The organism is Streptomyces yongxingensis (assembly GCF_055597465.1).
In genome coordinates this window covers 9,136,644-9,151,255 of sequence record NZ_CM145717.1, presented here as the reverse complement: position 1 = coordinate 9,151,255, position 14,612 = coordinate 9,136,644, and the positions used below count along the sequence as shown (strand labels likewise).

Annotated in this window: 14 protein-coding genes and 1 riboswitch; of the genes, 2 read left to right on the top strand and 12 right to left on the bottom strand. The window is 71.1% G+C overall.

The features are described 5' to 3' along the window. Nucleotides 1-5 precede the first annotated feature (5 nt). The 5 genes from ACZ6TD_RS39280 to ACZ6TD_RS39260 form a co-directional block, all read right to left on the bottom strand. Nucleotides 6-836, bottom strand: a complete 831-nt coding sequence (locus ACZ6TD_RS39280) for an ABC transporter ATP-binding protein (RefSeq protein WP_471345816.1) — start codon at nucleotides 834-836, stop codon at nucleotides 6-8. Next, nucleotides 833-1,846, bottom strand: a complete 1,014-nt coding sequence (locus tag ACZ6TD_RS39275) for a FecCD family ABC transporter permease (protein ID WP_471345814.1) — start codon at nucleotides 1,844-1,846, stop codon at nucleotides 833-835. Before ACZ6TD_RS39275 ends, ACZ6TD_RS39280 begins: the two co-directional genes overlap by 4 nt. A gap of 56 nt (nucleotides 1,847-1,902) precedes the next feature. Then, nucleotides 1,903-2,940, bottom strand: coding sequence for an ABC transporter substrate-binding protein (locus ACZ6TD_RS39270; protein ID WP_471345812.1), 1,038 nt, complete (start codon nucleotides 2,938-2,940; stop codon nucleotides 1,903-1,905). Nucleotides 2,941-3,000: 60 nt separating this feature from the next. Continuing rightward, a riboswitch (cobalamin riboswitch) is annotated at nucleotides 3,001-3,228 on the bottom strand. 7 nt (nucleotides 3,229-3,235) lie between these two features. Then, entirely contained in the window at nucleotides 3,236-4,165 is a 930-nt protein-coding gene (locus ACZ6TD_RS39265) for an RNA polymerase sigma-70 factor (protein WP_471345810.1), read from the bottom strand. A 43-nt stretch (nucleotides 4,166-4,208) separates the two neighbouring features. Continuing rightward, the gene (locus ACZ6TD_RS39260) at nucleotides 4,209-4,682 is read right to left on the bottom strand and encodes a carboxymuconolactone decarboxylase family protein (RefSeq protein ID WP_471345808.1); all 474 of its coding nucleotides are present in this window, start codon (nucleotides 4,680-4,682) and stop codon (nucleotides 4,209-4,211) included. Nucleotides 4,683-4,887: 205 nt separating this feature from the next. On the opposite strand from ACZ6TD_RS39260, the gene ACZ6TD_RS39255 reads away from it, so the two are divergent. Continuing rightward, nucleotides 4,888-5,427, top strand: coding sequence for a DUF2165 domain-containing protein (locus ACZ6TD_RS39255; protein ID WP_471345806.1), 540 nt, complete (start codon nucleotides 4,888-4,890; stop codon nucleotides 5,425-5,427). Between the two features lie 53 nt (nucleotides 5,428-5,480). Here the strand turns inward: ACZ6TD_RS39255 and ACZ6TD_RS39250 are convergent, their stop codons facing one another. From ACZ6TD_RS39250 to ACZ6TD_RS39225, 6 genes are all read right to left on the bottom strand, one after another. Then, nucleotides 5,481-7,349, bottom strand: coding sequence for a serine/threonine-protein kinase (locus ACZ6TD_RS39250; protein WP_471345803.1), 1,869 nt, complete (start codon nucleotides 7,347-7,349; stop codon nucleotides 5,481-5,483). Between the two features lie 261 nt (nucleotides 7,350-7,610). After that, on the bottom strand, nucleotides 7,611-8,393 hold the full coding sequence (locus ACZ6TD_RS39245) for a polysaccharide lyase family 7 protein (RefSeq protein ID WP_471345801.1): 783 nt from the start codon (nucleotides 8,391-8,393) through the stop codon (nucleotides 7,611-7,613). Between the two features lie 99 nt (nucleotides 8,394-8,492). Continuing rightward, a complete protein-coding gene (locus ACZ6TD_RS39240) occupies nucleotides 8,493-9,287 on the bottom strand; it encodes an FHA domain-containing protein (protein WP_471345799.1) in 795 nt (264 codons plus the stop codon). A 239-nt stretch (nucleotides 9,288-9,526) separates the two neighbouring features. Continuing rightward, the gene (locus ACZ6TD_RS39235; RefSeq protein ID WP_471345797.1) at nucleotides 9,527-10,021 is read right to left on the bottom strand and encodes an IclR family transcriptional regulator; all 495 of its coding nucleotides are present in this window, start codon (nucleotides 10,019-10,021) and stop codon (nucleotides 9,527-9,529) included. A 140-nt stretch (nucleotides 10,022-10,161) separates the two neighbouring features. Continuing rightward, nucleotides 10,162-10,809: a TetR/AcrR family transcriptional regulator gene (locus tag ACZ6TD_RS39230; RefSeq protein WP_471345795.1), complete on the bottom strand. Its 648-nt coding sequence runs from the start codon at nucleotides 10,807-10,809 to the stop codon at nucleotides 10,162-10,164. 178 nt (nucleotides 10,810-10,987) lie between these two features. Then, nucleotides 10,988-11,809, bottom strand: coding sequence for a 2-keto-4-pentenoate hydratase (locus ACZ6TD_RS39225; RefSeq protein WP_471345793.1), 822 nt, complete (start codon nucleotides 11,807-11,809; stop codon nucleotides 10,988-10,990). A 278-nt stretch (nucleotides 11,810-12,087) separates the two neighbouring features. On the opposite strand from ACZ6TD_RS39225, the gene ACZ6TD_RS39220 reads away from it, so the two are divergent. Continuing rightward, the gene (locus tag ACZ6TD_RS39220) at nucleotides 12,088-13,377 is read left to right on the top strand and encodes a hydroxyacid-oxoacid transhydrogenase (RefSeq protein WP_471345791.1); all 1,290 of its coding nucleotides are present in this window, start codon (nucleotides 12,088-12,090) and stop codon (nucleotides 13,375-13,377) included. Nucleotides 13,378-13,452: 75 nt separating this feature from the next. Here the strand turns inward: ACZ6TD_RS39220 and ACZ6TD_RS39215 are convergent, their stop codons facing one another. Continuing rightward, nucleotides 13,453-14,472 carry an LLM class flavin-dependent oxidoreductase gene (locus tag ACZ6TD_RS39215; protein WP_471345789.1) on the bottom strand — a complete coding sequence of 340 codons (1,020 nt, stop codon included), beginning with the start codon at nucleotides 14,470-14,472 and terminating at the stop codon, nucleotides 13,453-13,455. Nucleotides 14,473-14,612 lie beyond the last annotated feature (140 nt).

Here is a 14,612-nt window from a genome sequence, read left to right as displayed (position 1 = left end):
GGGTCTCACGGCTCCGGTGTCCGGCGCAGGAAGCGGATGACCGGGTGGCCCGGATCGTGGGTGACATCGGCCTGGACGTCGTACACCCGCTTGATCAAGGACGGGGTCAGCACATCGCCCGGAGCGCCTTCGGCCACGACGTGTCCCTCGCGGAGGACGAGCAGGCGGTCGCAGTACATCGCGGCGAGGTTGAGGTCGTGCAGGGCGATCACGGTGGCGATCGGGAGGCTGACGACGAGGTCGAGCAGGTCGAGCTGGTGCTGGATGTCGAGGTGGTTGGTCGGCTCGTCGAGCAGGAGCTCGCGCGGTTCCTGGGCGAGGGCCCGGGCGATCTGGGTGCGCTGGCGTTCGCCACCGGAGAGGGTGTGCCACGACTGACCGGCCCGGTCGGTCAGTCCGGTGCGCTCCAGGGCCGCGTCGACGGCCCGGGTGTCCGCGGTGGAGGCCGACGCCCAGGCGCGCCGGTGCGGGATGCGGCCGAGGGCCACCACCTCGCGGACGGTCAGCTCGGTCTGGGTGTCGGCGTGCTGTTCGACGGTGGCGATGCGGCGGGCCGTGGCACGGCGGCCGACCTGTGGCAGGGTACGGCCGTCCAGGGTGACCACTCCGGCGGAGGGGGCGAGGATCCCGGCCAGCAGCCGCAACAGGGTTGATTTCCCCGAGCCGTTGGGGCCGAGCAGGCCCACCGTCTCGCCGGGGCGCAGGGTGAGGGTGATGCCGTCGACGATCAGCCGGCCGTCGGTGCGGCGGCTGACGCGGTCCGCGCGGAGCCCGGACGCCGCTTCCGCGGTGGCGGCGGACTCCGTGCCGGGGGTTTCCGCGGTGGAGTCGGTCATGTCGTCCTCCGGCCGCGGTAGAGCACGGCCACGAAGGCCGGTACGCCGATGAGGGACGTCACCACGCCCACCGGGACCTCCTGGGGGGCGATGACGGTGCGGGCGGCGGTGTCCACCCACACCAGGAAGATGGCCCCGGCCAGTGCGGTGACCGGCAGCAGACGGGCGTGGCCGGAGCCGGTGAGGGCGCGGGTGGCGTGCGGGAGGACCAGGCCGACGAAGCCGATGGCCCCGGCGGAGCTGACCATGGTCGCGGTGAGCAGCGCGGTCGCGCACAGCAGGACGAGACGGGTACGGGCCACCCGGACACCGAGCGCCGCCGCGGCCTCCTCCCCGAAGGCGAACGCGTCCAGGGTGCGGGCGTGGCCGAGACAGACCACGAGGACGGCGGCCAGGACGGCGGTACACAGCAGCACATCGCCCCACCCGGCGCCGGTGAGCGAGCCGAGGAGCCAGAACAGCACGGCCCTGGTGGTGTCGGCGTCCGCGGAGGTGAGGACGATGAACGAGGTCAGCGCGGAGAACAGCTGCATGGCGGCCACTCCGGACAGCACCACGCGGTCGGTGCTTCCGCCGAGGCTGTGGCTGAGCAGCAGGACCAGGCCGAACGACAGCAGCGCACCGGTGAACGCGCCCGCCGACAGGGACACGGCCCCGCCGCCCACGCCGAGCACGACCACGGTGACGGCGCCCGTGGAGGCGCCCGAGGACACGCCGAGGACGAAGGGGTCGGCCAGCGGATTGCGCAGCAGGGACTGCATCACGGCCCCGCAGAGGGCCAGACCCGCCCCGCACACCGCGGCGAGCAGTGTGCGCGGCATGCGCAGGTTCCACACGATGCCGTCCCGAAGCGGCGGCAACGTGCTCTCCCCCAGACCGAGATGGGCGGTGACCGCCGCCCATACGTCGGCCGTGGAGATGTCTGCCGGGCCGATGGTCACGGCGAAGGCGACCGACACGAGCAGCGCGGCCGGCCCACCCGCGACCAGCAGCAGGAGGCGGGTGCTCACGCGGCGGCCGCTCAGGTGGCGGGTACTCACGCGGCCGGTGCTCACACGGCGAGTACTCACTTGGCGAGCCCGACGTCACGCAGTCCTGCGGCGACCTGCTCCACCCCTTCGACCGTGCGGAGGGACGGGTTCATGGCCTGCCCGCTCAGCAGGATGTACCGCCTCTTCTTCACGGCGGTGAGATTGCGGGTGGCGGCGTTGGTCTCGAGGAAACGCATCTTGGCCTCGGCGGTCTCCGCGGTCTGCTGCTTGCGCGTGAGGTCGCCGAGGACGATGACGTCCGGGTCGCGGTCGGCCACGGTCTCCCAGTTGATCTGCGGCCACTCGTCGTGGGTGTCGGAGAAGGCGTTCCGCGCCCCGACGGCCCGGGTGATGGCACCCGGCGCGCCACAGCAGCCGGCGAGGTAGGGCGACTGGGAGTTGGCGAACCAGTACATGAGGGAGACACCGGAGGCGTCCAGTCCCTCCGTGGCCTGGTGAACGCGCTCCTTCAGCCGCGCGACGAGCTTCTCACCGCGCTCGTCGACACCGAACGCGTGGGCCAGATCGCGTATTTCGCCGTAGACGACATCAAGCGTGAGGGGCTTGCCGCGGGAGCCGTCACCACCGCTGTCGGTGTCCCGGCCCGCCGCGCAGTCGGACGGCGAGACATACGTGGGCACGCCCAGCTTCTCGAACTGCTCGCGCGTGGCCACGCCGCCCTTGCCGAGGGTGGAGACGAACGAGGCGGTGACGAAGTCGGGCTCGGCGTCCAGGGCCTTCTCGAAGGACGGCGCGTTGTCCGCCAGGCGCTCCACCGTCGCGTTGGCCTTCTCCAGGCCCTTCATCACCGGGTCGGTCCAGGTCGCGGTGCCCGCGACGCGGTCGGCGAGGCCGAGGGAGAGCAGGATCTCCGTGGTGCCCTGGTTGAGCGAGAGGGCCCGCTTCGGGGCGGACTTCAAGGTGACCTTGTGGCCGCAGTTGTCGATCGTGCGCGGAAAGCCCGAACCGGCGGGCTGTCCGGCGTCCGCGTCATGGCCGGAGCCACCGCACGCGGTGAGCAGAAGGGCGGGGGCGAGCAGGAACGCCGCGGTACGGCGGGCGGAGCGGAGCACGGGCAGCCTCGGTGGTCGTGGCTCGTACGCGGAGCCTGGCCTACGGACGTCCTCCGCGCACCGGGCGCGGAGGTGCCAGCAGGTCTTCGGACTCGGGCTCGTCCGGACGGGGCCCCTTCCCGGTGCTCGTTCGCGACGGCCCCACGGCCGTCACGGACTCCTCCCAGTGGTGTCACATGCCCCGCCCGTCCCCCTCACCGCTGCGCGTCAGTTCCGGATTCGCACCGGATTCCCTGGCCTCGGATGTGGCACGACTGGCTCCCCGAGACTACCAAGACCGTCGAACGGCCATGTCTCACGGTCGGCTCGGCCCCCGGCGGGCCTGCTTCACCTCGCGGTCCACGGCCCAGGCGTCGCCGACCGGTCCGAGGTGGCCGAGCTTGTCGGGGTTGACCACCGTGCGGATGGTCTGGATCTGCCCGTCGAGCACATCGAGGACCAGGGTGTGGAGCACCTTGCCGTCCCGGTCGCGGACGATCGCACCGGGCTGGCCGTTGACCTCACGCGGCTCGAACGACACATCGATCCGCAGCAGCCAGGGGAAGACGTTGCCCAGCAACCGGGCCACGTTCTCCGCGCCCATGACGGCCCTGGCCAGCTGCGGGGCCTTGCCTCCGCCGTCTCCGACCAGCCGCACATCGGCGGCCAGCAGCTTCCGCAACCCGCCCACGTCGCCGTCCTTCAGTGCCTCGAAGAACCGCGTGGCCAGCTCCTGCCGCTCCCGCCGGTCCGCTGCGAACCGCGGCCGCCCGGCCTCCATGTGGCGTCGCGCCCGCACCAGCAGCTGCCGGCATGCCGCCTCCGACCGCCCCACCGCCGTGGCGATCTCGTCGAACCCGAAGGCGAACACCTCCCGCAGCACGAACACCGCCCGCTCCAGCGGGCTGAGCCGCTCCAGGAGCAGCAGCGCCGCCATCGACACCGAGTCGGCCAGCTCCACCGCCCGGGCCGGATCCTGGTACGGATCGCTGAGCAGCGGCTCGGGAAACCACGGGCCCACGTACTCCTCCCGTCGCACCCGCGCGGAGCGCAGCACATCGATCGAGATCCGCGTCACCGTGGCCGACAGATACGCCTTGGCCGATGTGGGCCGGGTGGCCGAGCCGTCGAAGCGCAGCCAGGTTTCCTGCACCGCGTCCTCGGCCTCGCTCACGCTGCCCAGGATCCGGTAGGCGATCGAGAACAGCAGTGGCCGCAGCTCCTCGAACTCCTCGACCTCGCTCACGCCGATTCCCCCCTGAACGACCGGCCGGACAGACCAGCGCCGATCAATGGAACTGCCCGACCTGGTAGTCGCCCGCCGGCTGCTGGGTGATGACGTTCAGCCGGTTCGCCATGTTCATGAACGAGACCAGGATCACCAGGGCGGTGAGCTGCTCCTCGTCGTAGTGCTTGGCGGCGTTCGCCCACACCTCGTCGCTGACCCCACCGGCCGCGTCCGCGACCCGGGTCCCCTCCTCCACGAGCTCCAGCGCGGCACGCTCGGCGTCGGTGAAGACCGTGGCCTCCCGCCACGCCGCCACCAGGTTGAGCCGCACCGCGGTCTCACCGGCCGCGGCGGCTTCCTTGGTGTGCATGTCGAGGCAGACGGCGCAGCCGTTGATCTGGCTCACGCGCAGTGCCACCAGCTCCTGAGTGGCGGGCGGCAACGGCGAGTCCTTGACCGCCTTGCCCGCCGCCATGAGGGGCTTGAGGACCTTGCCCGCGGTCAGGCTGGCGGAGTAGTTCAGTCGCGCGTCCATGGTGTGCTCCTCCGTGGTGGTCAGTGGCTACACCCTCAGACGAGGTAGCCCGACCCCCTGTGACATGGCCGCATGTGATCCGCGTCTCCCCCGCCCCCAGGCCGGGTCCGCAACTACATGACGACGTCGATGACCGCCCGGATCAGACAGTTGTACGCTACGGCTCGGTCCGATCAACGGAATACAGCGGGAGGCAGAGGTCATCGTGAGCGAGCGAGCCGGCAGAATACGTTCCCCTCGTGCCTACTCCGCCGTCTCGGGGGTGCTCACCGGGACGATCGCCCTGTACATCACGCTTGTCGCCTTCGGCAACATCACCGACTTCGACACCAATCAGCAATTCGTCCGCCATGTCCTGGCGATGGACACCACGTTCAAGGACGACGACCTGATGTGGCGGGCCATCACGTCCACCGCGCTCCAGGACACCGCCTACGTCGCCATCATCGTCTGGGAGAGCGTCGCCGCTCTCGTCCTCCTCGCCGGGACGGCCATGTGGGGCGCGGGACTGCGCGGAGGCAGCGTCCGCCGTGCCCGTCAGGCCAGCACCGTGGGGCTGTTGATGCTGATGCTGCTGTTCGGCGCCGGGTTCATCGCCATCGGTGGCGAGTGGTTCGCCATGTGGCAGTCCAAGCAGTGGAACGGGCTGGAGGCCGCCACACGCGTCTTCCTGATCTCCGGGATCGTGCTGCTGCTCATTCACCTGCTCGCGGCCGAGCGGACCGGCACCGACTCCACGGACTGAGCATCCACGGCGGGGCACGGCGGCGGCTCAGGCGGACGGAAATACGACGGCGGTCAGGCAGGCGGCAACGCGGCGGCGGCCGACCCGGCGAGGTCGGTGGCCAGTTCGCAGGGCCGTCCCTTGGCGCCCGCCCCCTTGAGGACGAGGGCCACCCGCTCGGTGCCCTTCACCCGGTCCAGGCCGGTGTAGTCACGGTGGACCACCTCGACGCGGCAGCTCCCCGGGCCCTCGTACTCCGGCATGACAATGGCCTGGTGATCGCTGAGCCTGGTCGACCGGGCGTTCTTGTCGCTCGGCAGGTCGCCTTGGTCGAAGCGCAAGTCGACCTCGTACTCGCTGGTGGTGCTCTTCCACTGGCAGTCCCAGCGGCCGAATCCGACGTCCGGGTCCCGGGCGTCGATGCCGGGCACCTTCTCCAGCGTCTTGGCGTCCAGAAGGGTGCACGCGTCCTGGTGCGCCAGCGAATTGGACGGGAAGCCCGGGGAGCGCCGGGGAATCGCACCTCGGTTGAGCACATTGACCGCGAATCGTGTGGCGACGTCGGCGGTGTCGCACAGCGGCTCCTTGACCCTCGCGGGCCGTCTCGCGACCGCGGTGATCCGAAGGCTGTTGTCGCGAGCGCCGGTCACCGCCATGGCCCGCACGCACTCGTCGCCCTCGGCAGCGTGCTCCACGACGGTGACCCTGCCCTTGGCCTTCCTCGCCACGGCCTCGGGCAGCGAATCGGCGTCGAGCTCTACCCTGACGTCCACGACCTCCTCGTCGCGCTCCTTCAGGTTGACGTCGCAGCGATTGAAGTTGCCCTCGTCACGCTTCAGTTCAGCCACTTCGTACCGATCGAACACGCCGGCCTTCAGCAAGGCGCAGGGATCGGCCGTGCGGGGGTCACCGATGAAGTCCGCGCTGGCCGGTGTGGTCGGCGACGAGGCCGCTTTGTCGCCATCGTCGCTGCCCAGACTCATCACGATGAACGGAACGGCGATGGCCAGTGCCGTGACGGCGGCGGCGCCGGCCAGGAGCAGAGGACGGCGCCGGACCAGCGTCGCCGTGCGGCGCCGCGGCCCCGCCGCAGGGACCTCGCTCCGCGTCAGGACGTCCGTATAGGGCGTGGTCGACGGGGCCATCGGGAGGGTCGGGAACCGGTCCGGGGGCCCCGCGATGTCGGTGAGGGCCGTGAGCGCCTCGGCGGCCGTGGGCCGGGCCCCGGGGTCGCGCTGGAGCATCGCGGTGAGGATGCCCCCGAGCGGTCCGACCTGGGGGCTGATGGCCTCCAGCCGGACCACGCGCCCGGCGCCGCGCAGCGGCGGGGTCCCCGTCACCAGCCAATGCATGGTGGCACCGAGGGAGAACACATCGGACGCACGCTCGGGCGCTCCCCGGAACGCCTCGGGGGCGGCGAAGAACGGGGTGAGGCTGACCGGCCCGTTGGGCGTGATCGTCTCACTGCCGTCCACCCGGTACGCGGCGCCGAAGTCGGTCAGCTTGGCGACCCTGTCGGGGGTGATCACGATATTGCCGGGCTTGACGTCGCAGTGCACGATGCCCTTGTCGTGCAGGGCCGCCAGCGCGGCCGCGATCTGTGCGCCGATGTGTGCCGCGAGCTCGGGGGCCATCTTCACCGGGATGTCCAGGCTGCCGCCGGTCACATGCTCCATCACCAGCCAGAACGTTACGTTCCTGCCCTTGCCCGCGCGGACGGCGTCGTAGAGGGTCACCACGTTCGGGTGGCTGAACTTCGCCAGAGCGCGGGCTTCGGCCAGCAGCTCGTCGAAGTCGGCCTGGCTGTTGTTCTCGAGCAAGGCCCGTTTGAGGACGACGGATCGGCCCAGCTCCGTGTCGACGGCGAACCAGACCGCGCCTCTCCCTCCCTCGACGGGCCCCTTGGTGAGCCGGTACTTGCCGACCTTCTCCCCCCGCCGCACGACGACACTCCCCTCCTACGAGACCAGAACCGCTGCTGTCTGCCGTTACCGCACGCGGACCGAACTTACTGCGTACGCGGAAAGACACGCACCGTTTGTGGCGCTCGTGAGGGCGGTACGGGGTTCGGCGCGCGCCGGAGGCGCATCGGACCTGGCCGATTGAGAGGGGAATTCACCCACCACTCCAGAAATCTTCACCTTTGTGGAGGTTGCGGGGTCGCCGCACGGACGGCAGGCCCGGCACCGCACCCTCCCGTCCGGCTAGGAGTGGGTGACCCTGAGGCTGGATATGTGGACCTCACCGTAGTTGTCATCGTCGCAGGGGTCCGAATTGCCGCAGTTGGCCTGGGTGTAGGCCCCCGCCTTGAAGTAGTTGGTGTCGCCGTCGGAGGAGATCGTGGTCTCACGCTCCCCGTTGTAATAGGCGTCGATCTTCCCGTTCCGCGCCACGAACTTGGCTTCGAACTCGGTGCCCAGCTCGTAGTCGTCGGTGACGAGGTGGTGGTGGGCGTCGTCGCCGTCGGTGATGTAGAGCTTGCTGCCTTCGAGGCGGAAGACCGTGACATCGTCGTCCCCGCCGTGGATCTGGGCGCCGACGAGGTGCGGCTTCTCCTTGGGGAGCGCGGTGAACGCCTCCTTGACCACGAGGGTGTGGGTGCCCTCGGTGGTCGGCCAGCCGGCCTCCTCCTCCCCGTCATCGGTCATCTCCCGCAGCTCGGCGCGCGGGTAGTTGGAGCCGCCCGTCGTCACGCCGTTGACGGCGGACCGGAACTGGACCGCGTCGCAGTCCCCGGTGACCTGGAACCAGGGCTTGGCGGAGAAGGTGGCGAGATCGGGCTGTGTGATGTCGGTCGGGTCCTCGTCCTCGCCGGTGGGCAGGGTCAGCTTCCAGTTGGTCAGGTCGAGGACGTCGGCGGGGTACTCGCACTGGGCGGCCGGGGTGTGGTGGCGGGCGGGGATGCCGGCCTGCGCCGGGAGCGCGAGAGCGGCCGTCGAGGCGGCCACGGTGATGCCCGCGAGGACGACGATGCGCATGCACCTCATGGGGTGTTCCTTCCTGTTCCGTTCGGCGACAGCCATGATTCGCCGCCGCCTCCGGGACGGGTCCCGGAAGCGGCGGCGGTCACCGCGGAGCGGCTCGGGCTATGCCTCCGGCGCGGGATCGGGCCAGAGGTCGTCGTCCTCGATGAGGCCCAGATCGGGCGGTACCAGCGTCGTGGACTCCACCAGCCCCTTGAGCAGGTTGTGCAGCAGACCGTTGTCGGCGGGGCGGCCCTGCGACTTGTCGTGCATCACCGGGTACCTGAAGCCGGTGCCATGCAGACGGCGGCGTACGGCCTCGACCCGGTACTCGATCTTGCGCTCGTTCCAGCCCGCGCCCGGCCGGAGATAGGTGAGCTGCTTGGCCGCCGTGGCGTACGTCAGGGGGCGCGGATCCTCCTCGTACAGCAGATACCGCTGGCCGAGGACGACCAGCAGCAGCCGTTCGTCGTCGTCGAGCGGCCAGATCTCCGGCCGAAGCGTCTCGGCGCGCCGCCGCGACACCGGCCCCTGGTCGTCGTGGCCCGCCACATACAGTTCGACCAGGTGCTCGCGGTAGCCGGAGCCCTTGACGAAGAGCGGGGTGTAACCGGTGTCGAGCGGGATCGGCTCGGTGCTGAGGTGCATCATCGTGCCGCGCGGCAGCCGGACGAGCTGCCGCCCGGTGTTCCGCAGCCACCACTGCCCCTGGCGATACGTCAGCTCACCGTGCCGCCGGCTCACCCGGAGGTCGTCCACGCCGACGCCCAGATCCACGTCCGGCTTCTCGCCCCGTCCGAAGCGGACCGTCAGCCCCGGCCGGGGCGGGGCGCTGAGGTCGCCGGTCACGGTACGTGCGTGCAGCATGCCGGGCGTGCTGGGCGCGACTCCGCGCGCGAGGCTGGCGGAGAGGGGCATCGGCGGTCTCCTCGGTTCGGGCGATTCTCGACACGCGTGCGGACACGCACACCGCCAGGCTCCGCGCCCTCCGCCGGGACCCGTCCCGAGGCAGGCCCGTGCGACGGGAGCACGCCCCATCGCGACGGGGCTCATCGGCCGCCACAAGCGTACGAGTCGAGTGGCGTTTCCCCGTCCGGGGCGGGTTCCGAAACCTCGGCCGGACGATGCCCACCACGACCCCGGCACGGCCGCCGGGGTTACGACGGCACGCTTGCTCCCAGGCGTCGTGCCATGGCCTTCGCACCGCCCAGGACCAGCTCGACGTAGTGCTCCTTTTCCGCGTCGCCCCATCGCGGGGTGGGCACCGAGATGCTCATGGCTGCCACGCAGTTGCCGAGGCGGTCGTGCACCGGGGCGGCGACGCAGGCCGCGTGGTCGTTGGACTCGCAGTATTCCTCGGTCCAGCCGCGCTCGCGGGCCGTTTCCATTTCGGACAGCAGCCGCTTGCGTGTGGAGATGCTGTGGGAGGTCATCTGCCGCAGCGCCTTGTCGTCGGGGAACAGCTCATCGAGCTCCCGGGCGGAGAGGGCGCTCAGCAGGGCCTTGCCGCCCGCGGTGCAGGAGGCGGGCAGGCGGCTTCCCACCTGGGACACCAGCCGGACCGAGTACTTGCTGTCGATGCGCACGATGAACACCGCGAATCCGCCGTCGCGCACGACGACCTGGACCGTTTCGCCGCATGCCCGCGCCACCTCACCGGCGCACTCCCGGCCCAGGGTGGCGAGGTCGAGCCCGCGCTCGTAGCCGGCGCCGAGACGCAGGGCGCTGAGCCCTATCGCGACGCGTCCGGTCTCCTTGGAGATCGTCCCGGACCTGGCCTCCCGTCGGTGGGTCAGTCCGTCACGCGTGCGTCCGCGCGCGGCCCCGGCTCGGGCAGCGGTTCGGTGTTGCGGCTGCTGAGGCCGTCGAGGGAGATGCGCAGGAGGCGGCGCCACTGGCCGGGACGGCTGCCGTCGGTGGCCTGGACGGTGTGGCTCAGGGAGGTACTGAGCAGGACGAGGTCGGCGGTGGTGACGCCGTCGCGGAGGAGTCCGGCGTCCACACAGCGGGTGCGCAGTTCGTCGATGAAGGCGTCGAACTGCCGGGCGCACTCGTGCGAGGGGGCGCCGGTGGCGGTGTGGGTCTCGACGAGGGCGCGGTTGTGCGCCTGGCTGGTGAGGGTCTGCTCGAAGAAGCCGGTCAGGGCCTCCCAGGGGTCTTCGGTCGCGGCCGCCGCCTGGTGGGCGGCGGTGAGCCAGGACGTGAATTCCCGCTCCATGACGGTGGCGAGCAGATCGCCCTTGGTCGGGAAGTGGCGGTAGAGCGTGCCCATGCCGACGCCGCTGCGCCGGGCGATCTCGCGGACGTCGACGGCGCAACCCTGCTCGGCGAAGACCACACCGGCCGCCTCGATGATCGCGGCGCGGTTGCGCTCGGCGTCCGCGCGGCGCGCGCGTCTGGCGGGGGGCCGCGTGGGCGTGGACTGGTCGGCGCTGGTCACGGCATTCAGCGTACAGGCGGCATTTCGGAGCGCCCGCTCCGGATGCTGCGGAGCACGTGCTCCACGAAACTCGCCGGATCGCGGCGGGCATCGACGTCCTCCTGTCCAATTCCCGCGGGCCCGAGACCCTGACCCGGACGGTCGCCGAGCGCGGGGAGCGGCCCCAGCCCTCCGGTGGTCAGTTGACGTCGAGGGCGATCCGGCCCAGTTCACCGAGGTCGGCCACCAGGTGGTCGCCGGCGCTGATCGCCGTCGGGGCGCACAGGGTGCCGCTCAGGACGATGTCCCCGGCTTCCAGTCGCCTTCCACCGCGCAGCAGATGCCGGGCGAGCCACGCCACCGCCTCGGCGGGGTCGCCCATGACGGCGGCCGCGCTCCCCGGCACCGTGCGGGAGCCGATCGTCAGCGTGGCGGCGATCTTCGACAGATCCACGGACGCCGACGGCGCGACCGCGGGGCCCACCATCGCGCGAGCGGCGTTGGTGTTGTCGGCGACGAGCATGGGGAGCGTCCGCGCCCCGCCGCGCCACCGGCTGTCGACGATCTCGAAGGCCGGTGCCACGGTGGCGGTCGCGTCGCGGACGTTCCGCGCGGTCACCCGCGGACCTGACAGCGCCTCGCCCAGGGTGAACACGACCTCCACTTCCGCCAGTGGGGCGAACAGCCCAGTCGTGGCGAGGGACTCGCCGTCCGCGAGCAACCCGCCGGCGAGCAGGTAGCCGGCGGCGGGCTCATCGGCACCGTACGTCTCCCGTGCGGGCCGTGCCGTGAGACCGACCTTGTAGCCGATCGCCCGCTCACCGGCCGCGATCGCCAGGTCGTGGGTGGCGCCCTGGACGGCGTAGGCCATCGCGAGACCATCGAGCTGATCGGCCATGGCCGAGTCGACCGCGGCCGAGTCCACTACGGCCGAGTCGACCGCGGCGGAGTCGACCGCGGCGGCTCCCTTGCCCGCTTGCCACAGCCGTCGGCCCAGTTCCGCGACCAGTTCCTCGTTCATCAATCTCCCCTACGACCGGTTCCGTTGGTGAGCCGGTCCGCGCTCACAGCTCACTCACACCTTAGGACCGGGAACGATCACCGCACGGCCGGTGGCCCCCCGCGCCGGCGCCGCGTACGCCTCGTTGACCGCCGACAGCCCGTACCGTTCACCGAGCAGCCGCGCTCGACGCGGCTCGCCCCCGATGGCTTCTACGCTTGATCGTCCGGACCCGGCCGGCGCTCCGAGCCCGGCTCGCCGCGCCGCCGGGACCTACTCCGATCCCAGGAGGGACGCGTATGAGCAGCACCGTTCCGGCCCGACCCGAGTCCGTGTTCACCTACGGCGCCCCGGCGCTGAAGTTCGGGCCGGGAGCATCCGACGAGATCGGCTTCGACCTCTCCCAGCACGGGGTCCGCCGGGTCCTCGTGATCACCGACGCCGGGGTGGCCGCCACCGGAGCGCCACACCGCGTCGCCGAACGGATGACCGCGTTCGGCATCGAGGCCCACGTCTTCGACGGCGTGCATGTGGAGCCCACCGACGTCAGCCTGCGGGAGGCGGTCGACCACGCGCGGGCGTCGGGCCCGTGGGACGCCTTCGTCGCGGTGGGCGGCGGCTCCAGCATCGACACCGCCAAGGCCGTCAACCTGCTCAGCACCAACCCCGGCACGCTGATGGACTACGTCAACGCGCCCGTGGGCAGGGCGCTGGCGCCCGAGAACCCGCTCAAACCGCTGGTCGCGGTCCCCACCACCACCGGAACCGGCTCCGAGTCCACCACCATCTGCGTGCTCGACGTGCTGGAGCTGAAGGTCAAGACCGGCATCAGCCACGCCCGGCTGCGGCCCACGCTCGCGGTCATCGACCCGGATCTGACCTTCACCCTCCCCGCCGCGGTGACCGCCGCCAGCGGCATGGACATCCTGTGCCACGCGCTGGAGAGCTACACGGCCCGCCCGTACGACACCTACCCGCGCAAACACCCCGAGCAGCGGGTGCCCTACTGCGGCGCCAATCCCATCTCCGACGCCTGGTCGGAACGGGCGCTGCGCCTGCTGGCACGGTCCTTCCGTACCGCGGTCCGCGACGGGGACGACCCCGAGGCGCGCTCCGACATGGCTCTGGCGGCCACCTTCGCCGGCCTCGGTTTCGGCAACGCGGGCGTGCACATCCCGCACGCCAACGCCTACCCGATCGCCGGGCAGGTGAAGGACTTCCACCCCGCCGGCTACCCCGCACACGAGCCGATGGTGCCGCACGGGATGGCCGTCTCGCTCACCGCGCCGGAGGCGTTCCGCTTCACCTTCGGCGCCCAGCCCGAGCGGCATCTGCGGGCCGCGGAGCTCCTCGCCCCGGGGATGGAACGCCCCGCCGACCCCGCCGAGTATCTGCCCACCGCGATCCAGCGGTTGATGCGCGACATCGGTATGCCCGACGGCATCGGCGGTGTCGGCTACGACAAGGGCGACATCCCCGCACTGGTGGACGGCGCCATGAAGCAGCAGCGGCTGCTGGCCACCGCCCCGCGCGAGGTCACCGAGGACGACCTCGCCGGGATCTTCGACCGCTCGCTGTCGCTCTGGTGAGGAGGACCGATGGCCACGATCCACGCGCACGGGCACGCGCACCAGCACGGGCACGCGTCCAAGCCTTCGTAAGCGCTACGGGGCCGGTTGCCAGCCCAGTGCCGGGGCGAGCTTGGTGGCGATGTCGGTGAGGATCTGGACGTAGTCCTCATGGTCGAAGGTGAAGGGCAGCGCGAACGCCACCTCCTCGACCTCCCGGAACGCGGCGTGCGAGGTGAGCCGTTCGGCGATGTCCTCCGAGGTGCCGACGAGATCGGGCGCGAACATCATGCGCGCCGGCCCCTGGGGCGTGGCGGTACGCGGCAGCCGCTGCTGGGCGTATTGCTCGTACTTCGCGCGCTGCTCCGGTGAGGCGGTGTCGGTGGGGATGACGACGAGCCCCTGGGACACACGGGCCCGGTCGCCGTCGGGGTGGTGGGCGCGGAAGGTCCGGATGTGCGAGAGCTGGATCTCGGCGAAGTCCTCGGACTCCTCCGCCTTCACCACACTGCTGGTGAGCAGGTTCATTCCATGCTCGCCGGCCCACTGGGCCGACCGCAGGCTGCCACCGCCGTACCACATGCGACGGCCGAGCCCCGGGGCGTGCGGCTGGACGCGGTCGGAGAACACCTCGAAGCCCTCGACACCGCTGAAGTCGGTGACCGGTTCGCCGCGTACGCAGTCCAGCAGCCGTCGCACACGCTCGTGGCCGAAGTCCTCGGCGTCGGCGGTGTCCGGGTGGAGGGCGCCCTTGACCTTGTCGTAATGGTGCGGCGGACCGGCGCTGACCCCCGGGTTGAGACGGCCCCCGGACAGGATGTCGACCGTCGCCAGGTCCTCGGCCAGCCGCAGCGGATTCTCCCATCCCATGGGGATGACGGCCGTGCCCAGTTCGATGCGGCTGGTGCGCTGTGAAACCGCCGCCAGAACGGCCATGGGAGAGGAGATGCCGTACTGCAGATGGCGGTGGCGCACCCAGGCGCTGTCGAAACCCAGCCGTTCGCCCAGTTCGATGATCTCGAGTGTCGACTCATGGCCCCGGCGGGGGTCGGCCTCGTCGAACAGTCCAATGGTCAAGAAGCCCAGCTTGCGCAGGGGTTTCGAGGTCAGCGGCACAGGATTCCTCCAGCGTCCGTGGCGTACTCCGCCGCACACCGTTGCCGTTCCATTGTCGCGGAGCGTTTCACCCGGACAGGGCGGACGCCGCGGTGGCGGCGCGGTGGGCGAATTCCTGGCGTACGAGGGGAATCAGATGG